Genomic DNA, 19,307 nt, shown 5'->3' with positions numbered 1-19,307 from the left:
ACTATTTATTTTTATTTAAGGATAATACCTTTTTAATAAATGGATCTCTTTGTTGCGTTAGCTTGTAATAAACTACATCGTTTAACAAAGTAGCGGCAAAATTTTCCTTTAAAAGCGTGTCTATTCTAACATTCTCAATTTTATGAGGGGCTATAAATTTCTTAAAATCTCTTTTTATACTGTTGGTTATAGTAAAATCAGAAATAAAATTGTTCTCATTATATTTAGCCAACTCTTTTCTGTGTGTATCTACATATTGATATACAAAATTGTTGATTAAATTTAACTCATAATAATTAGCTCCATTTACAGTATCTAAGGGAATAAACTCATCTGGTGTAATTCCACCACCGCCATAAACTACCTTTCCTTTAGGTGTTGTAAACTTTAAAGAATCATTCACTTTAATACTATCTCTGTAAAACAATTCTCCGCTTTTATAACGGTTGCTAACCTCATCGTTATAGTTATTATTTTTATCATAAGGTTTCTGAATAGAACGTCCGGTAGGAGTGTAGTACCTAGCAATGGTTAAACGCATAGCAGAACCATCTTTAAAATCTATAGGTTGTTGTACCAATCCTTTTCCAAAAGTTCTACGTCCTATAATAGTTGCTCTATCATGATCTTGTAATGCTCCAGAAACAATTTCACTTGCAGAAGCAGAATTCTGATCTACAAAAACATATACATGCCCTTTTTCGAAAGAACCCTTTGTTGTTGCTACTGAATTTTCTTGTCTTCCTTTTTTATTCTTGGTATAAACAATCAGTTTACCATCTTCTAAAAACTCATCGGCAATTTTATCTGCAATGTGCATATAACCACCCGGATTTCCTCTTAAATCTAATACTAAATCTTTAATTCCATCCTTTTGTAAAGAATCTAAAGCAGCCTTAAATTCTTTGTAAGAAGTCATTGCAAACCTATCCAATTTAATATACCCTAAGCTGTCTGCAATTTTATAAGATACAGGTACACTCTTAATAGCAACCTTACCACGATTGATATTAAAATCTATTAAATTTTCTTCTCCAGGTCTAAAAACTTTTACCAATACTTGGGTGTTTTCTACTCCTTTTAACCTTTTAACAATATCATTAGAGCTTAAGTTTTTACCATATAAAGTATCTTTATCTGCCATTAACAAACGATCTCCATCGCGTAAACCAGCTCTTTTACTAGGTCCGTCTGGTATTACTTTTACTACTACTACCGTATCTTTTTTAACTACAAATTGAACTCCAATACCTACAAAATTTCCATTCATAGTTTCTTGTGTAGCCTGTTGTAACTCTTTAGGTAAATAGCTAGAATGTGGATCTAACTTATCTAATAATTCTGTAATAACATCCTCTGTAAATTCATCTATATTTACATCGTCTACATATTCACTTTCTATGTATTTAAGAACAGCGTTTAATTTATTGTCGGAATTTCTGTACGAAGGTTCGTAAATAGTTCCTGTATTCTTTATGTTAAAAAAACTTCCAATCATTATTCCTAATGCAATAGAAATTCCAATAAATAGAGGGATATTATTATTCTGTTTCATCAATATCTAATTTCAATAATTCTACACCTGCTTTAGCCAAAAATTCTAAACCTGTAGTGTCTTTATATTCTTTTGCGTAAACCACTGTCTTAATTCCAGATTGATGTATTAATTTACTACAATCTTTACAGGGAGATAGTGTTATATATAACGTAGCACCTTTGGTAGATTGTGTAGAAGCAGCAACTTTTAAAATTGCATTGGCTTCTGCATGTAAAACCATCCATTTAGTATCGTAGTTTTCATCTTCACAACAGTTGTCAAAACCCGATGGAGTTCCATTGTAACCATCAGAAATAATCATTCTATCTTTAACTATTAAAGCTCCTACTTTTTTTCTCTGACAGTGAGATAATTTGGCCCACTCGAAAGCCATTTTTAAATAAGCAGTATGATACTTTAATTGCTTTTTTTCCTGCACACACATTGTTTCTAATTATTAGTTTAAACCATTGAACAAAAATAACATCTTATCTATTACTTGTAACCAAAATATAGATTTAAATGGATATTATTGCATTTAGATACAAATCAAACAAAAAAATGAGATATTTCTTTACTTTAGTGGCGATAATTGCCTTGTTTTCATGTAAAAATAACAAACAAGAAGCTACTACTACAACCAAAACAGAAAACACAGAAAAAAAAGCTACTAATACTCCAGTAAAAGAAGAAAAAACCATTGTTAATACAAACAATATGGTTCACTTTAAAGGAGGAACTATTACTATAGGATCTGATGATAGAACACCAATAGAAGCTCCAAGTTTTGAAACAACCGTAGCTCCATTTTATTTAGATATTAATTTAGTTTCTGTTGCAGAATTTAGAAAATTTGTAGAAGCAACCAATTACAAAACTGAAGCTGAAAATTTTGGAGATTCTGGGATTTTTGATTTTAGTGGAATGCGTTGGAACTTAGTACCAGGTACTACTTGGGAATTTCCTTTTGGTCCTAATGCACCAAAAGCAATGGACAATTATCCTGTAACACACGTTAGTTGGAACGATGCTACCAAATATGCTGCATGGGCTGGAAAAAGATTACCTACAGAAATAGAGTGGGAGTTTGCTGCTAAAAACGGTGAAAACTTAAAATATCCTTGGGGAAATACCCCTAAAAACGGAAACACATTTATGGCCAATGTATGGGACGGTACTACCGTAAAAGATAAAAATGTATTAGATGGTTATTTGTATACTTCGCCTATTGGTGCTTTTCCTAAAAGTAAAAGTGGAATTAACGATATGGTAGGGAATGTTTGGCAATGGACTGCTACCGTTTTTGCTCCATATAATAACGGAAATTTTCAAAGAAATCCGCAAGTAGTAGTTACTAGAGGAGGTTCTTTTATGTTTGATCAGGCTTTGGAATTAAGTTACACAACTACTTTTAGAGCACAGAATACCATTGAGTCTTCTTTGTTTAATACTGGATTTAGATGTGCTAAATCGGCTGAATAAATAAACTACTTTTTAGTCTTTTATTTGTAAATTTAGATTTTTAAAAACCATCGTATTTTGAAAAAATTAGTCTTTCTTTCTATACTTTTTTTCTGTATTGTTTCTTGTGGTGACAAAAAAGAAGAAAACTACCAAAAATTAGATCCCATGTCCATATTTACCAATACGGACAGTATTCCTAATAAACACTATGTGGGTAGTAAAAAATGTGCAGAATGTCATCCAGATCAGTTTAAAGACTGGAAAGGCTCTCATCATGATAAATCGATGCAAAAAGCCTCTAGAGAGAGCATTTTAGCTCCTTTTAAAGGAGAAACTTTTGAAAGTCAGGGAGTAACTTCTCGCTTTTTTCAAAAAGATGGAAAATTTTACGCCAATACAGAAGGTAGAGATGGTAAAAATCACGACTATGAAATTATATACACTTTTGGTTTAACTCCATTACAGCAGTATATTGTTTTATTTCCTGATGGTCATTATCAGTGTTTAAGAACAGCCTACGATACTAAAAAAAATAAATGGTTTGATTTATATCCAGATTTTAAAGTAGTACATAGTGAATGGTTGCATTGGAGTAGAGGAGGACTAAATTGGAATACCATGTGTTCTGACTGTCATAGTACCAATGTAAAAAAGAATTACAACGAAAAAGACCATAGTTACAGCACTAATTATGCTTTAATAAATGTAAGTTGTGAAGCTTGTCATGGTCCCGGAAAACAGCACGTATCTAAAGCAGTAATACAAGGAGATATGTACAAAAGCGATGGTTCTATGCTAATGACCGATTTGGGATCTAAAGAATTGGTAGATGCTTGTGCTAGATGTCATGCTCGTAGAGAAAATGTAAGTTTATTTCATACACCACAAGGAACCTTTTTAGACCATTACTATCCTCAGCTGCTTAGAGAAAACTTGTATTATGCAGATGGACAAATTTTAGATGAGGATTATGTATACGGATCTTTTGTTCAAAGTAAAATGTACCATAATGGCGTAAGTTGTAAAGATTGCCACAATGTACACTCTACCCAACGTAAGTTTGATGACAATCGTTTATGTTTACAATGTCACGAAGCTCCTAAATACGATACAGAAACCCATCATAAACATAGCATGGGAACAGAAAGCGCATTGTGTATTAATTGCCATATGCCTGGTAGGTATTATATGGGGAACGATTTTAGACGTGACCATAGTTTTAGAATTCCTAGACCCGATTTAAGCTTACAATACAATACACCAAATGTATGTTCTGGATGTCATAAAGACAAAGATGATAAATGGGCTTATGAGAATTATGTAAAATTATATGGAGAGCCTAAAAAGAATCATTTTTCTGATAAATTAGCTCCTGGAATGCAAGGAAAAGAAGGTGGTAAGGATAGTTTAATTGCCTTAGCTAAAGACACAGTATATCCTAATATTGCTAGAGCTTCTGCTGTTTCTAATTTAAATAACTATACCCATTTAATAAATGTTAAAAAAGTATTACAATTTTTAAAAGATGAATCTCCATTGGTAAAAGGAGCTACTGCAGATTTATTATTCGAATTAAAACTAGGAACTGATAATTACAAAGCATTATTACCCCTTTTAAAGGATAAAAAAAGAGCCGTACGAGTAAAAGCATTCTTTGCACTTAGTTCTGTTCCTAAATCTAAAATTCCTACAGATTACGTACCTTTTTACGATAAAGTAAGAATAGAATTTGCCAAAACATTAAAAGTAGGAGGAGAGTTCTCTGGTGGTAGAATGAAACGTGCACAGTATTACATGGGTGTAGGTAAAATTGAAAATGCAATTAAAACCCTAGAAGAAGCACTAATATTAGACCCTATTAACAATATTGTTAGAACTAGCTTGGCTAATTTATATTACCAAAACAAACAACTGGTTAAAGCAGAACAAGCATACAAAACCATTCTAGAACAAGAACCAGGTTTTGGATTGACTAATTTTGACTATGGTTTACTACTGAATGAATTAGGAAAGCCTAAAGAAGCCATTTTACAATTAAAAGAAGCTTTGCGTTTGTTACCAAATAACGATAGAATAGCCTATAATTTAAGTTTATTATACTTCCAGAACCAACAAGCTAAAAATGCTACTTCTGTACTTAAAAAACAGTTAAAAACAAGTTCTGAGAATACTGATTTAATTTATTTGTTAGCTTATATCTACCATCAGAATAAGCAAACTAATTTAGCCAAGGAACAAGCAAGTAGGTTGCTAGAACTTCAACCTAACAATCAACAATACATCCAGTTCTATCAGGCATTAAACTAAAAATAAACCCCTCACTAATTAGGAGGCTACTGAAAAAGTATATTTATAAAAAAGAGGAATAGAATTATTAAATTCTATTCCTCTTTTTTTGTATTTTTCTTTATGCTGAATCAACAACAAACTTTAGGTCTAAGTGAATATAGTTCACTTTACGATTTGATAGTTCCCCAAGATAATTTATTAAGAAAAATCAATGACTTAATAGATTTTAGTTTTATTTATGAAGAACTTTTAGATAAATACTCCATAGATCAAGGTAGGACAGCTGAATGCCCTGTAAAACTTTTCAAGTACCTATTATTAAAAGTGATTTACACTTTATCAGATGTTGATGTGGTAGATCGTTCTCGTTATGACATGTCTTTTAAGTATTTTTTAGAAATGCTACCTGAGCAGGGAGTAATCAATCCAAGTACCTTAACAAAATTCCGTAGGCAACGTCTTAAAGACACCAATTTACTAGATTTATTAATTAACAAAACCGTAAGTATTGCTGTCGAAAAAGGAATCATCCGTTCGGGTTCTATCATTGTTGATGCTACGCATACTTTATCCAAATCTAATCCATCTTCAGCTATTGATATCTTGCGAGAAAGATCAAAACAACTTCGAAAAGCTGTTTATACCTACAAGGAAGATTGGAAACATAAAATGCCTACTAAAAACGATTGTAATGATTTAGAAAAAGAAATGACCTATAGTAAAAAGTTAGAAACTTTACTTGAAGCTTCCCCAACAATTAGCGAAGTACCTTTTGTAAAAGAAAAATTGAACCTATTAAAAGAATCTATCGATGATATAGAACAACACCAACAAGAAGTTGTATCTAAAGATATGGATGCTAAAATAGGACACAAGTCATCAGATAGTTCCTTTTTTGGATTTAAAAGTCATCTGGCCATGACACAAGAAAGAATTATCACAGGAGCCGTTGTTACTTCAGGCGAAAAAGGAGATGGACCTATTTTGCCAGAACTTATAGCGCAAAGTCAAAAAAATGGAATAGCTGTAGATACAGTTATTGGGGATGCAGCTTATTCAGGCAAGAAAAATTTAGAATTAGCCAAAGAAAAAAACATTCAAATAGTAGCAAAGTTAAATCCTGCGATTAGTCAAGGATTCAGAAAAAAAGAAAATGAATTTGATTATAATAAAGATGCAGATATGTTTGTTTGTCCTGCTGGACATCTAGCAACAAAAAAAGCAATTCAAGGCAAGAAGAATACTCAGAAAAATCAAGTAATCACCTATTATTTTAATGTCGAAAAATGTAAAAACTGCCCTTTAAGAAAAGGATGTTATAAAGAAGGAGCTAAGTCAAAAACATATTCGATATCCATAAAATCAAAAATACACCAAGAGCAAATTGATTTTGAAAAAACAGACTATTTTAAAGAAAAATCAAAGCATCGCTATAAGATAGAAGCTAAAAATGGTGAACTAAAAAATGTTCATGGTTATGGAAGAGCTACCTCGTATGGTATTGAAAATATGCAAATGCAAGGTGCTTTGACCATTTTTGCTGTAAATCTTAAAAGAATTTTGAAATTAAGCTAAGAACGAATAGTTCTAAAACTAAAGCCTATAAAAAGGCTATAAACAACCTCTTCAAACTCTTTTAAAGTCTCAAAAATTAACCCAAAAAAGTATTGAAATAAAAAAAGAGATTCAACATTTACATGTCAAATCTCTTTTTGAAAAACCTTTTTTACAAAATAAGCATACTTTGTCAGTAGCCTCCTAATTAGTGAGGGTTTTTAGTCTTATTTAACTATTTTCTTAGCAAAAATTCCCTTATTTGTTATCACTTTTAGGATATACACACCAGATGGTAATCCAGATTGATTGATTATATTTTCATTACTGCTTTTTATAATATTTCCATTTAAATCTAATAACTCTATTCTATTAATTTTTTCATTATTTTTAGAATAGACCTTTATGGTATTTTTTGAAATTACAACAGAAAAGTGCTCTTTAAAAGAAAATTTAGAACTCACATTTTCAACAATAATTCTATCTGAAATATTAAAAGTACTTTCTGAATTAACTTTAGAAAACGAAAAAACAGAAAAACTAATGGAAAGGAGTATTAAAAGTAATTTTGTTCTCATAGCATTTAGTTAAAAATTGAATAATAAACACTACAAAATTTATGCCTTTTCTTGTTACGCATAAATTAATAAACTTAAAAAATCCGAACTGAGACTCTCAGTTCGGATTTTTTAAGTTTATTTAAGAAGCTGTTTTACTTAACTACAAGCAATCTTACCTACTCTATCTTGGTGTCTTCCACCTTCAAATTCTGTATTTAAAAACTTGTTTACCATTTTTAAAACTTGTGGAATTGCTGTAAAACGAGCAGGAATACACAATACATTTGCATTGTTGTGTAATCTTACCAATTCTACAATTTCTTCTGTCCAACACAAACCAGCTCTTACATTTTGATATTTATTAGCTGTCATAGCTACACCATTAGCACTACCACAAATTAAAATACCAAAATCTACCTCTTTAGTATCTACCGCACTTGCAACTTTGTGCGCATGGTCTGGATAATCTACACTATCAAAAGTATCGGTTCCGTAGTTTACTACTTCTATTCCTTTATCTTCTAATAATTGTACAATGGCATGTTTATAATCTGGCCCAGCATGATCGTTTCCTATGGCTATTTTCATCTTAACTATTTTAAATTCAGTGCAAAATTAAGCAAAAAAGACTATAATTCTGCATTGGTTCTTACTCTACGTTTTCTTACACTAAATCTTCTTACAATTAAACGCGAACCTTTGTTATAATTTGTATAGTTGTAAATCCAACTTACCAAAATGGTGATTCTGTTTTTAAAACCAACCAATGAAATAAGGTGAATAAACATCCAAATTAGCCAAGCAAAAAATCCTCCAAACTTAAAGTTTTTTAAATCTACAACTGCTTTATTTCTACCAATGGTAGCCATAGATCCTTTATCATTGTAAACAAATGGTGTAAGTTTGTTATCTCCTTTTAATATTTTAGGAAAGTTTTTAGCTAAATTTTTAGCTTGTTGTATAGCCGGTTGTGCAACTTGTGGATGTCCTCTTGGATAATCTTTAGTTTCCATTAAAGCAACATCTCCTAAAGCAAAAACATCTTGAAAACCTTTTACTCTGTTAAACTCATTTACAAAATATCGTTGGCTTCTAGGTTCCGTACATGCATCAGAAAAACCTTCAATTTTATTTGCAACTACTCCTGCAGACCATATTAAAGTACGTGAAGAAAATTCTTTTCCATCTTTGGTTTTTGCCAATTTACCATCGTATTCTGTAACAATAGTATTGGTATGAATTTCTACTCCTAAATCTTTTAAGAACTTTGCTGATTTTTCAGAAGCATTATCACTCATAGGAGGTAAGACCTTATTAGCTCCTTCTAACAAATTAATTTGCATCAAATTAGGATCTAAATCAGGATAATCTAATGGCAATACCTTATGTTTAAACTCAGCAATTGCTCCAGCCAATTCAACACCTGTTGGACCTGCACCTACAATTACAAAATTTAATAAAAACTTTTGCATGTCCTTATCAGACTCTATAGTAGCACGTTCAAAATTTTGCAAAATTAAACTACGTAAATTCAATGCCTGAGGAATGGTTTTCATTGGCATTGCATGCTTTTTAATTTCTTTATTACCAAAGAAATTAGTTCTAGTTCCTGTGTTTATAATTAAATAGTCATAAGACAATTCACCCACATCAGCTTTAATAACCTTATTTTCAGGATCCACGCTTTCAACATCGGCCATTCTAAAGTAAAAATTCTTTTGCTTCTTAATAAACATTCGTAAAGGATAAGCAATAGAATCGGACTCTATTCCACTAGTAGATATTTGATATAATAAAGGCTGAAAACAGTGGTAATTATGTTTATTCAACATTACCAGCTGAATAGGTAATTTTCTTAATTTTTTTACCAAATTAAGACCTGCAAAACCTCCTCCAATTACTACAACTCTTGGTAAATCTGACTTTGGTACATTCATAATGATTGTTTCAATTTTTAAGTCGGCTAAATTACCAATAAACTATGAATACTTATGTTTAGCTAATCTTAATATTTAAAATACTTAGTATCAGTATAGTAAATTTATATATTTTCATTTTAAAACTTATATTTTTACGTATTTCACAATATTTTCAATTATTAACAATAGATTTAATAACTTTTATAGAAATCCTTTAAAATCAAGGAGTTAAATAAATGATAAAAATGTTGATAAACTGTGATAAAATAATGTTAACTAAATTTTGATTTTAAAGTTGAAAAAACAATACAAGACTTACCTGTTTCTATCCAAATTTATTTACGAATAACTTATCACAGGTTGTTAACAATTAATTCACACTTTTTCAAAAATCAAATTCTAAAATTTTATTGAATAAAAGATCCTAAAACGGTTATTAACAACTGTGGAAAACTATATTCAAAGAACTATTATACAACACATTAATCATCTAACAAGTTGTTAATAAAGTAAACTTAGTGTTAATCAAAAATATCTAAATGTAAATTTATTGTTAAAATGAACAGCTAATAATAAGACATAATATTTATTTTAAATTTTAAAAAAGAAGAAATTAGATATTATATAGTTGTTGACAGTTTATTTGAAAAACTAAAAATTTAGGTATTGAGAGTTCTATTTACGTACCTTTACTTTCGTAAATTTTATTTTATATGCCAAGAGGTAAAAAGAAAGGTATTTTTAAGAAGAAAGGAAAAGTAATAAAAGACTTAACCCGCAAAGTATTTAAAGTACTGAATGAAAATAGTAGTAAACCATTAAACTATAAACAAATTGCTGCAGCTTTAAGTTTAGAAGATCATGGTAGCAAACAACAGTTGTTAGTTAAATTAGAAGAATTAAAAGCTCAAAAAAAAATAAAAGAAGAGGGCAGAGGTAAGTATTTGTTAGACACTGCTAAAAATTACCATATAGGTACTTTAGATGTAACAAGTTCTGGTAATGCTTATTTTATTTGTGAAGATTTTGAAACCGATGCTTTTATAAATAAAGGAAGTTTAGGTGGAGGCTTAAATGGTGATACTGTAAAAGCTTATGTTTATAAACGCAAACAACGTAACAAGTTAGAAGGAGAAGTTGTAGAAGTTTTAGAACGTAAAAAAACAAGTTTTGTAGGTACGCTACAATTAAGCGCTCGTTTTGGTTTTGTGGTTGCAGATGATAGGTCTATGCCTAATGATATCTTTATACCAAAAGATAAAATAGGTGAAGCTCTTGATGGTGATAAAGTTGTGGTAAGTATTACAGACTGGCCATCCGATTCTAAAAATCCTTTTGGTACTATTACCAAAATTTTAGGACAAGCAGGAGAACACAATACAGAAATTCATTCCATTTTAGCAGAATACGATTTACCGTACGAATTTCCATCTGCAGTAGAAAATGCAGCTAAAGAATTAGACATCACTATTACAGAAGAAGAAATTTCTAAAAGAAGAGATTTAAGAGATGTTTTAACATTTACTATAGATCCTAGAGATGCTAAAGATTTTGACGATGCTTTATCTTTTAAAGCTCTAGAAAATGGTAATTACGAAATAGGAATACACATTGCCGATGTTTCGCATTATGTAGAAGAAGATTCTATTTTAGACGAAGAAGCATTTAATAGAGCAACTTCTGTTTATTTGGTAGATAGGGTAGTACCTATGTTACCAGAAATGCTATCTAATGGGGTTTGTTCTTTAAGACCCGAAGAAGAGAAACTAACTTTTTCTGCCATTTTTGAAATAAATGAGAAAGCAGAGGTAGTAAAACAATGGTTTGGTAGGACTGTTATTTATTCTGATAAGCGTTTTGCTTACGAAGAAGCTCAGGTTATTTTAGAAAGTCCAGAGGAAAATATTCATACAATTCCAGAAGAAATTTCGTTAACAAACGAAGCATATACTGTAGATGAACCTATAGCCAAAGCAATTCTTAAAATGGATGCTTTAGCTAAAATTATGCGTGCTAAAAGATTAAAATCTGGTGCATTGGCTTTTGATAAAATAGAAACCAAGTTCTTTTTAAATGATAAAGATGAACCTACAGGTGTATTCTTTAAAGAGTCTAAAGATGCTAATAAATTAATAGAAGAATTTATGCTATTGGCCAATAGAAAAGTGGCCGAATTTATTGGGAAAACAAAATCAGGTGAAAAGAAAAAAACATTTATTTACCGTACGCACGATGAACCTAATGTTGATAAACTAGAAGCTTTAGGTAATTTAGTTACAAAATTTGGATATAATATCAATACCAAATCTAGAATGTCTACTTCTAATTCTTTAAATAAATTATTAAAGGATGCACATGGTAAGGCTGAATCTAATATGATTGAAACTTTGACGATTCGATCTATGAGTAAGGCAGAATATACCACAGAAAATATAGGACACTATGGTTTAGCTTTTGATTATTACAGTCATTTTACATCGCCAATTAGACGGTATCCAGATGTAATGGCACATAGATTGCTACAACATTATTTAGATAAAGGAAAATCTGTTTCAGAAGAAGAATTTGAAGAAAAATGCAAACATTCCTCAGAAATGGAAATGTTAGCTTCTAAAGCAGAAAGAGACTCCATTAAATACATGCAGATTAGATACATGCAAAATTTTACTGGAGAAGCATTTAAAGGAGTAATTTCTGGGGTAACAGAATGGGGAATTTATGTAGAGATTATAGAAAATAAATGTGAAGGAATGGTAAGAATTAGAGATATAAAAAGCGATTTTTTTATTTTTGATTCTGATGAATATGCATTAGTTGGAAAACAACATGGAGACATGTATCGTTTGGGAGATGAAGTTTGGATTAAAGTTAAAAATGCCGATTTAGAGCGTAAATATTTAGATTTTTATTTAATAGAAGAATAATTAAGATTTATGATTATGAAAAAAATATTTTTTGCATTACTACTAGTTACTACAGCTGTGTTTTCTCAAGATTTAGAGAGAAATCTTAAAGAGTTTAAATCTGTAACTATTTCTAGTGCAATGGATGTAGAATTAATAAAAGCAGATGTTTTTAAAATAGAAGCTGTAGGACAAGATGTTAGTAAGCTAAATGTAGAGAATAAAAGTCAAGAACTTTCTTTATCTACATCATTAACTAAAAAGTTTAAGAGCGATATAAAAGTTAAGATATTTTACAAACCAGGAATTAGATATATAAAGTTATCTAACAATGTAATTTTGCATTCTAAAAGTATATTAACAGAAAATTTATTAGAATTAATAGCTATTAATAATGTAAAGGTAGATTTAAGGTTAAAAATTAAAGATTTTGTAGGTAGGTTTGAGTTAGGGTCTAATATTAGCTTAAAAGGGACTACCGAAAGCCAAAAACTAAAAGTATTAACTAAAAGTGAATACAATGGTTTTGATTTTAAAAGTAAAAAAACTTACATAAAGGCTGTTACATCAAAAGCAGATATATATGTAAGCGAATATTTGGAGGCTAATTCTAGAGTGAAAGCCAAGATAAATTACAAAGGGGATCCTTTTTCTGTAAACGAAAAATCGTTTATGGGAGATATAATTAGAGTAGATTAGTTTTAGTTTCTTATTTGTTAGACTATTGCTAAAAAATGTATATTTGTATCAATAAATAGTATAAAAATGAATGTTTTAAATATAAGTTTAGGATTTGTAGGACCAGGACAATGGGTAATTATAGCAGTTATTGTTTTGTTATTATTTGGAGGACGTAAAATTCCTGAATTAATGAAAGGACTTGGTGGTGGAATTAAAGAGTTTAAAAAAGCTACCCAAGATGACGAAGAAGACAAAAAGAAAGTAGAAGAGAATAAGGAATAATTTTTTCTTCATTTTATATAAATATAAACCATCATACTTTAGTGTGATGGTTTTTTTATTTATCTTAGAGTATACCCCAACTATTTATCTTTAATGAAGCTTTTTTTTTTAATAATTTGTTTTTTAACTTGTTGCAAAGTATCAAGTCAAGATACAAGTATTTCTAATGATAAGTATTCTGGAGTTTTAGGAATTTTTTCTAATCCGGCTTATATGGTAAATTCTCCATATAAAGCAGATGTTAACATTATATCAAATTTTTCTTCTTTTGGGAATAATATAACCGACATAAAATTTGGAGAATTATACAAAGACTCCAATTTAAAAATTCAGGATTTTAAGTTATTTTTTAATCATAATAATGAATTTAATCCTTTAGATTCTATCTATAATAAATCAAATTTTAAAAATAATGATATAGAAAACTATTATTCTGATCATCAAGCCAATCATAATTCTTATGCATATTTTGATACCACAATTCTAGGGCCTTCTTTTATGTATTCTATCAATAAAAGAAATTCAGTTGCTGTATTTAGTGCATTAAAACTTAAGAGTTTTGGCTACGATTTTAATACTGTTTTACTAGATAAAATTAACAACATTCAAAACCTAGAAGATTTATCAGAACTACATGGAAATAATTTTCATGGAAGTTTTGAAAATATAGCTTGGGCAGAACTTGGAGCTTCTTATGCAACTATTTTATATCATAAGTACGATAAACTTGTAAAGTTTGGGTTTTCATATAAAGTTTTAAAAGGCTTGGGACTTTATTCTATAAAGTTTAACCAATTCGAATCGCAGTTAAATTTGTTTTTACCTGATCCTTTAAGTAGTACTTTAGATTTAAACGGTTCTGTACATGTAAGAAATACTTTTAGCGGTGCCAATTTAGGACAAGGGTTGGATTTTGGTTTTGTATTTGAAAAGAATAAAAAAAATTACCATTCGTTTTATAAGAGTAAGAAAGATAAAATTCATTTTAACAGTGTTCCTTATAAATATAGGTTGGCTTTCTCTATTACCGATATAGGTTATATTAATTTTAATAAGGTAAAAAGTAACGATAATCCAGTAAATCTTACATTTCCAACTACCATAGATTACAGTAATTATGTTACTTTAGATAAAGATTTACCTAGAGAAAAGTTTACTTATTTGTTGCCTATGATGGTACATTTAAACTACGACTATTCTTTAAAAAATAATTTCTATTTAAATTCTAATTTGAACTTATATCCTTTGAGTTATAGCAATTCAAATCATATAAAATCAATATCTTCAATTACAGTAGGTTGTAGGTATGAAAAACTAAATTTTTCTTTATCAAATAGTATCTCTTTAGATAGTTTTAATAATGTAAAATATGGGATGCATTTAAGAAGTAAATTCTTTTTTTTAGGAGGAGATTTCTTAATGTATAATTCAAATTTTAATTTCTATAATTATCATTTTTTTACGGGTTTTAAAATCCCTTTTTTGTATTAAAGTTTTATTGCTAATTGAAAAAACTATTGCTATAAATTGAGTTTGAAGAAGTTTTTAATTTTTTTTATTCTTATATCTGAGATTGGATATTCACAAAGTTCCATAGGCTTTATAGATAACTATTCTGGGGTGAATGCAAGCATTTATAATCCAGCTTCAATTTTAAATACACCATACAAAAGAGATTTTAATATATTTTCTGTAAATGGAAACTTAGGAAATACTTACTACTCATTTAACATTCCTAAATTCTTTTCAGATTTAAATTTTGGTATTGATGATGTAATACCTGCAATTCAAGAAATAAATACTACAGGAGGTTTAAGTTCTGATTATGGAGTAGGGGATACAGATGAATATGTGTATTATAAGAACCCATCTAAGAACAGTAATTTTTATGGAAGTTTTAATATTCAAGGCCCGTCTGCTTTGTTTTCTATAAACAGAAATAAAGCTTTTGCGGTTTCTACTGGAATAAAATTATACTCAAATGTCTACAATGTAGATTCAGAAATTTTTAATAGAATATTCTATAATTTACTCTCTGTAGGTAAATATTCTATGGCAACAGATTTTTTGTTTGAACTAACTGCTTGGCAAGAAATAGCTTTTACCTATGCTTTTGTATCAGAAATAAAACCTATTGATTACTTTAAAATGGGATTTACATTTAAAGTTTTAAAAGGGCTTTACACAAGATCTGTTTTTGGTGATGATATCTCTGTAAATTTAAATTTTAACAATGATTTTTTAAATACAGGAGAGGTGTTTTCTGGTTTAAAAGGAGAGATTATTAATATATCAAATTTACCCGGTACCGATTTAGGTTTAGGCTTAGATTTTGGGTTTGTTTATGAAAAAAGGTCTGTTACAACACCAATAGCTGTAAAAGAAAATTATGCAATTAAATATTATAAAACAGCTCCTTATAAATACCGAATAGGATTTTCTGTAACAGATTTAGGTTTTTTATTATTTAATAATGTAGTAAAATCAACAAATAAAATAAAAATATCTGCACCCTTGTTGGGAAGTTTTATGTTAGATAATTTTGATTACACCACAACATATAATCATTCTGTAAATCTACTTTTACCAGCTACTGCCAGGTTTAATTTTGATTATAATTTTAATCATAAATTTTTTATAAATTTAAATGTAGATGCTTTTTTATATCCATATTCACATAGATTTACTGTTAAAAATGTATCAAAAATAGATGTATCTCCAAGATATGAATCAAAACATTTTTCGGCTTTCATACCCTTAAGCGTTAATGTTTTTGGAGAAGCTAGAGCGGGAATAGGTTTTAGAACGGGGTACTTTTTTATGGGTAGTGGTTCTTTTTTTAATCATCTAACTAAATATGCAACAGAGTTAGATTTTAATTTTGGTTTTAAGATTCCTGTTTACAGTAAAAAGTATAGAAAAGAATTTAATGAGTCTTTAAAAAACGAAACCCAATTGAATTAAAAAACTCAATTGGGTTTTACTGTATATTCTTAATAAGTTTATTCTTCTTTGTTATCGGCCTTTTCAATTTTATTAGCAGCAACCAAACTTGTCACCATATCGTTTAACATACTACTAGCAGCATTAGGATTGTTAGGTAATAATATTAAATTACTCTTGGTATCAGATCCTATAGATTGCAAAGTATCGTAATGTTGAGTAATAACAATTAAAGCCGAGGCTTCTTGACTATTGATTCCTGCATTATTAAGCACATCTACAGATTCTTCTAAACCTTTTGCTATTTCTCTTCGTTGATCTGCAATACCTTTACCTTGTAATCTTTTACTTTCAGCTTCACCTCGTGCTTTTTCTACAATAGTAATTCTTTCAGCATCTCCTTCAAACTGTGCAGCAATTTTTTCTCTTTCAGCTGCATTAATTCTATTCATAGCTGCTTTTACTTGTGCATCGGGATCTATGTCTGTAACCAATGCTTTAACTATGTCATATCCGTAATTTAACATAGATTCTTTCAATTCTCTTTGTATGGCTAGTGCAATATCATCTTTTTTCTCAAAAACGTCGTCTAACTTCATCTTAGGCACTTCTGCACGTACAACATCAAAAATATAGGCTGTTATTTGATCATGGGGATTCTGAAGTTTGTAAAAAGCATCATCTACTTTATCAAACAATACCTGAAATTGTACTGAAATTTTCAATTGTACAAATACATCATCTTTAGTTTTAGTTTCTACTAAAACATCTAATTGTTGAATTCTTAAACTTAATCTCCCTGCAATTTTATCGATAATTGGAATTTTAAGATTTAAACCTGCTTGTCTTGTTCCAACAAATTTTCCAAATCGTTCTACAATTGCAGTTGTTTGTTGTTGAACTGTAAAAAAACTAAGTACTATCAATACTACGATGATTGCACCAATATAAATCCCTGCCATTTTATTCTGTTTTAAGTTATTATAAAAAAAGTCCTTATAAAATTAGTTATTTATAAGGACTTTTAAATTTATTTTGGCTGAGTTTTAACTCAATTCTTTTATGGCGTTTTCTATTCTAAGAATAGTTTTCTCTTTACCTATCATTTCAATAATATCAAATAGGTGAGGACCCTTCATAGCACCAACTATAGCAAGTCTTAATGGTGGCATTACTTTTCCAAAACCTAATTCCTTTTCTTTTAAATAATCTTTAACCTTGGTTTCTACTTCTAAGCTAGAAAAGTTTGCTGTGTTATTAATTATTTCTTTTACGTCTGTAAGAATAGCCCCAGTACCTTCTTTCCATTGTTTTTTAGATGCTTTCGCATCATAAGTGGTTGGATTTTCAAAAAAGTAATCAGACAAGTCCCACAGGTCTTTAACAAATACAGCACGCTCTTTAACCAGAGTTACAACGTTTACTATAAATTCCTTTTCGTAATTTTTAAGTTTAGTTTCGTTTTCAGTCACAAAGTAATCGGCTATTTCTTCATTACTTTTTTGTTGCATGTATTGCTGATTGAACCAGTTTGTTTTTTCAGGACTAAATTTTGCTCCAGCTTTAGAAACTCTTTCAATAGAAAATTCCTTAGCTAATTCTTCCAAAGAAAATATTTCTTGTTCTGTTCCAGGATTCCAACCTAAGAAAGTTAGCATATTTACAAAGGCATCATTAAAATAACCTTCTTCTCTATAACCTTTTGTTATTTCACCATTTTCATCATTCGTATAATTTAATGGGAAAACAGGAAACCCTAATTTATCTCCATCACGTTTACTTAATTTACCTTTCCCTACAGGTTTTAATATTAATGGTAAGTGTGCAAATTTAGGAGCTATCCATCCAAAGGCTTCGTATAAAAGAGAGTGTAGTGGAAGCGATGGTAACCATTCTTCACCACGAATTACGTGAGAAATTTCCATTAAATGATCGTCAACAATATTTGCCAAATGATAGGTAGGCATTCCATCAGATTTAAATAAAATTTTATCATCTAATGTATTGGTGTCAATCACAATTTCACCACGAATCATATCGTCTAAAATCAGTTTCTGATCCTGTGGGGTTTTAAAACGTATTACATACTTATGACCCGACTCTAATTTTTGAGTTACTTCTTCCTTAGATAGGTTTATAGAATTATTTAACGTTCCACGTGAAACACCATTATAAGTAAAGACATCTTTATTTGCTTCTGCTTCTTTTCTTAATGCATCCAATTCCTCTGGTGTATCAAAAGCATAGTAAGCCTGTCCACTTGCAATTAAAGCATCAGCATATTTTTTGTAAATATCTTTTCTTTCAGACTGTCTGTAGGGACCAAACTTTTCGTTTTTACCTGGACCTTCGTCAAAAGGAATTCCACACCATTCTAAAGATTCAACTATATATTTTTCTGCATTGGCAACGTATCTTGTTTGGTCTGTATCTTCTATTCTAAGAACAAACGTTCCGTTGTTTTTTTTAGCAAATAAGTAGTTAAATAAAGCTGTCCTAACTCCACCAATGTGTAATGGTCCTGTTGGACTAGGTGCAAATCTTACACGTACATTTTCCATGAAAGTGATATTTATTGTTTCGTTTGCAAATATACTTTATCCGTTATTTTTTTATAGTAAATACCTTAATTTATTGTGTTTTAAGGTATCATCCTTTTTAGTACCTTTGCAAAACTAAAAAATTAATATGGTTGTTTTTAACTACGAAACTGATTTTGAATTAGTTAATACCGATTTGTATTCTAATTGGATTGCAAAAACGATAGAATTAGAAGGTTATGAAGAGGGAGATATCAATTATATTTTTTGTGATGATGAATACTTGCATAAATTGAATGTAGAATTTCTGAATCATGATACCTTAACTGATATTATAAGTTTTGACTATACAATGGGAAAGTTGGTATCGGGAGATATTTTTATTTCTGTTGAAAGAGTTAAAGAGAACGCAAAAGATTTAGGTATAAATTTTAATGACGAACTATCTAGAGTTATTATTCATGGTATTTTACATTACTGTGGCTATAAAGATAAGTCAGATATTGAAGCTAAAGAAATGAGAGCTAAGGAAGATTTTTATCTAAACATTTTAGAAAAATAATTTGATTGTTCCACGTGGAACAAGTCAGTTTATCATGTTGAAGGTTTTAAAGTTTGAAATTTAATTTTATCCG

The 19,307-nt window shown here is 29.6% G+C and carries 16 protein-coding genes; 9 read left to right on the top strand and 7 right to left on the bottom strand.

Annotated features, from left to right (window positions below; translation table 11 throughout):
* Window position 1 precedes the first annotated feature (1 nt).
* Together ACXHHC_RS10830 and ACXHHC_RS10825 are read right to left on the bottom strand one after the other, a co-directional pair.
* On the bottom strand, window positions 2-1,555 hold the full coding sequence (locus ACXHHC_RS10830; RefSeq protein ID WP_458226396.1) for a S41 family peptidase: 1,554 nt from the start codon (window positions 1,553-1,555) through the stop codon (window positions 2-4).
* Window positions 1,542-1,976, bottom strand: a complete 435-nt coding sequence (locus ACXHHC_RS10825) for a deoxycytidylate deaminase (RefSeq protein WP_458226395.1) — start codon at window positions 1,974-1,976, stop codon at window positions 1,542-1,544. The genes ACXHHC_RS10830 and ACXHHC_RS10825 overlap by 14 nt, the downstream gene beginning before the upstream one ends.
* An 83-nt stretch (window positions 1,977-2,059) precedes the next feature.
* Between ACXHHC_RS10825 and ACXHHC_RS10820 the strand changes: the two genes are divergently transcribed.
* From ACXHHC_RS10820 to ACXHHC_RS10810, 3 genes are all read left to right on the top strand, one after another.
* Window positions 2,060-3,019: a formylglycine-generating enzyme family protein gene (locus ACXHHC_RS10820; RefSeq protein ID WP_458226394.1), complete on the top strand. Its 960-nt coding sequence runs from the start codon at window positions 2,060-2,062 to the stop codon at window positions 3,017-3,019.
* Window positions 3,020-3,076: 57 nt separating this feature from the next.
* Complete coding sequence (locus ACXHHC_RS10815) at window positions 3,077-5,308, top strand: tetratricopeptide repeat protein (protein WP_458226393.1); 2,232 nt, start codon at window positions 3,077-3,079, stop codon at window positions 5,306-5,308.
* 102 nt (window positions 5,309-5,410) lie between these two features.
* Complete coding sequence (locus ACXHHC_RS10810; RefSeq protein WP_458226392.1) at window positions 5,411-6,865, top strand: IS1182 family transposase; 1,455 nt, start codon at window positions 5,411-5,413, stop codon at window positions 6,863-6,865.
* Window positions 6,866-7,071: 206 nt separating this feature from the next.
* Here the strand turns inward: ACXHHC_RS10810 and ACXHHC_RS10805 are convergent, their stop codons facing one another.
* The 3 genes from ACXHHC_RS10805 to ACXHHC_RS10795 all read right to left on the bottom strand — a co-directional run bounded on the left by ACXHHC_RS10805 (window position 7,072) and on the right by ACXHHC_RS10795 (window position 9,341).
* The gene (locus ACXHHC_RS10805) at window positions 7,072-7,422 is read right to left on the bottom strand and encodes a T9SS type A sorting domain-containing protein (protein WP_458226391.1); all 351 of its coding nucleotides are present in this window, start codon (window positions 7,420-7,422) and stop codon (window positions 7,072-7,074) included.
* Window positions 7,423-7,560: 138 nt separating this feature from the next.
* Window positions 7,561-7,992, bottom strand: a complete 432-nt coding sequence (rpiB, locus tag ACXHHC_RS10800) for a ribose 5-phosphate isomerase B (protein ID WP_458226390.1) — start codon at window positions 7,990-7,992, stop codon at window positions 7,561-7,563.
* 41 nt (window positions 7,993-8,033) lie between these two features.
* Window positions 8,034-9,341 carry an NAD(P)/FAD-dependent oxidoreductase gene (locus tag ACXHHC_RS10795; protein WP_458226389.1) on the bottom strand — a complete coding sequence of 436 codons (1,308 nt, stop codon included), beginning with the start codon at window positions 9,339-9,341 and terminating at the stop codon, window positions 8,034-8,036.
* A gap of 695 nt (window positions 9,342-10,036) precedes the next feature.
* Here ACXHHC_RS10795 and rnr point away from each other — a divergent pair.
* The 5 genes from rnr (at window position 10,037) to ACXHHC_RS10770 (ending at window position 16,153) form a co-directional block, all read left to right on the top strand.
* Complete coding sequence (gene rnr, locus ACXHHC_RS10790) at window positions 10,037-12,247, top strand: ribonuclease R (RefSeq protein ID WP_458226388.1); 2,211 nt, start codon at window positions 10,037-10,039, stop codon at window positions 12,245-12,247.
* A 15-nt stretch (window positions 12,248-12,262) separates the two neighbouring features.
* On the top strand, window positions 12,263-12,925 hold the full coding sequence (locus ACXHHC_RS10785; RefSeq protein WP_458226387.1) for a GIN domain-containing protein: 663 nt from the start codon (window positions 12,263-12,265) through the stop codon (window positions 12,923-12,925).
* Between the two features lie 66 nt (window positions 12,926-12,991).
* Window positions 12,992-13,189, top strand: coding sequence for a Sec-independent protein translocase subunit TatA/TatB (locus ACXHHC_RS10780; protein WP_458226386.1), 198 nt, complete (start codon window positions 12,992-12,994; stop codon window positions 13,187-13,189).
* Between the two features lie 93 nt (window positions 13,190-13,282).
* The gene (locus tag ACXHHC_RS10775) at window positions 13,283-14,680 is read left to right on the top strand and encodes a DUF5723 family protein (protein WP_458226385.1); all 1,398 of its coding nucleotides are present in this window, start codon (window positions 13,283-13,285) and stop codon (window positions 14,678-14,680) included.
* A gap of 42 nt (window positions 14,681-14,722) precedes the next feature.
* Window positions 14,723-16,153: a hypothetical protein gene (locus ACXHHC_RS10770; RefSeq protein WP_458226384.1), complete on the top strand. Its 1,431-nt coding sequence runs from the start codon at window positions 14,723-14,725 to the stop codon at window positions 16,151-16,153.
* Between the two features lie 38 nt (window positions 16,154-16,191).
* Here the strand turns inward: ACXHHC_RS10770 and ACXHHC_RS10765 are convergent, their stop codons facing one another.
* Both ACXHHC_RS10765 and gltX read right to left on the bottom strand, forming a co-directional pair.
* Window positions 16,192-17,094 (bottom strand): SPFH domain-containing protein, encoded by a 903-nt coding sequence (locus ACXHHC_RS10765; protein WP_458226383.1) that lies wholly within the window; start codon window positions 17,092-17,094, stop codon window positions 16,192-16,194.
* Between the two features lie 84 nt (window positions 17,095-17,178).
* Window positions 17,179-18,693: a glutamate--tRNA ligase gene (gene gltX / locus ACXHHC_RS10760; protein ID WP_458226382.1), complete on the bottom strand. Its 1,515-nt coding sequence runs from the start codon at window positions 18,691-18,693 to the stop codon at window positions 17,179-17,181.
* Between the two features lie 127 nt (window positions 18,694-18,820).
* Here gltX and ybeY point away from each other — a divergent pair, with 127 nt between their 5' ends.
* A complete protein-coding gene (ybeY, locus tag ACXHHC_RS10755; protein ID WP_458226381.1) occupies window positions 18,821-19,234 on the top strand; it encodes an rRNA maturation RNase YbeY in 414 nt (137 codons plus the stop codon).
* Window positions 19,235-19,307 lie beyond the last annotated feature (73 nt).

The organism is Wenyingzhuangia sp. IMCC45574, assembly GCF_054182685.1.
Note: the sequence above shows the minus strand (reverse complement) of the source record. Positions and strands in the feature narration are given on the sequence as shown.

What these genes read in the sequence shown, in the direction of transcription:
- ACXHHC_RS10830 (WP_458226396.1), bottom strand. Translation starts at nt 1,555, where the DNA reads ATGAAACAGAATAATAATATCCCTCTATTTATTGGAATTTCTATTGCA.
- ACXHHC_RS10820 (WP_458226394.1), top strand. Translation starts at nt 2,060, where the DNA reads ATGGATATTATTGCATTTAGATACAAATCAAACAAAAAAATGAGATAT.
- ACXHHC_RS10810 (WP_458226392.1), top strand. Translation starts at nt 5,411, where the DNA reads ATGCTGAATCAACAACAAACTTTAGGTCTAAGTGAATATAGTTCACTT.
- ACXHHC_RS10805 (WP_458226391.1), bottom strand. Translation starts at nt 7,422, where the DNA reads ATGAGAACAAAATTACTTTTAATACTCCTTTCCATTAGTTTTTCTGTT.
- rpiB (WP_458226390.1), bottom strand. Translation starts at nt 7,992, where the DNA reads ATGAAAATAGCCATAGGAAACGATCATGCTGGGCCAGATTATAAACAT.
- ACXHHC_RS10795 (WP_458226389.1), bottom strand. Translation starts at nt 9,341, where the DNA reads ATGAATGTACCAAAGTCAGATTTACCAAGAGTTGTAGTAATTGGAGGA.
- rnr (WP_458226388.1), top strand. Translation starts at nt 10,037, where the DNA reads ATGCCAAGAGGTAAAAAGAAAGGTATTTTTAAGAAGAAAGGAAAAGTA.
- ACXHHC_RS10785 (WP_458226387.1), top strand. Translation starts at nt 12,263, where the DNA reads ATGAAAAAAATATTTTTTGCATTACTACTAGTTACTACAGCTGTGTTT.
- ACXHHC_RS10780 (WP_458226386.1), top strand. Translation starts at nt 12,992, where the DNA reads ATGAATGTTTTAAATATAAGTTTAGGATTTGTAGGACCAGGACAATGG.
- ACXHHC_RS10775 (WP_458226385.1), top strand. Translation starts at nt 13,283, where the DNA reads ATGAAGCTTTTTTTTTTAATAATTTGTTTTTTAACTTGTTGCAAAGTA.
- ACXHHC_RS10765 (WP_458226383.1), bottom strand. Translation starts at nt 17,094, where the DNA reads ATGGCAGGGATTTATATTGGTGCAATCATCGTAGTATTGATAGTACTT.
- gltX (WP_458226382.1), bottom strand. Translation starts at nt 18,693, where the DNA reads ATGGAAAATGTACGTGTAAGATTTGCACCTAGTCCAACAGGACCATTA.
- ybeY (WP_458226381.1), top strand. Translation starts at nt 18,821, where the DNA reads ATGGTTGTTTTTAACTACGAAACTGATTTTGAATTAGTTAATACCGAT.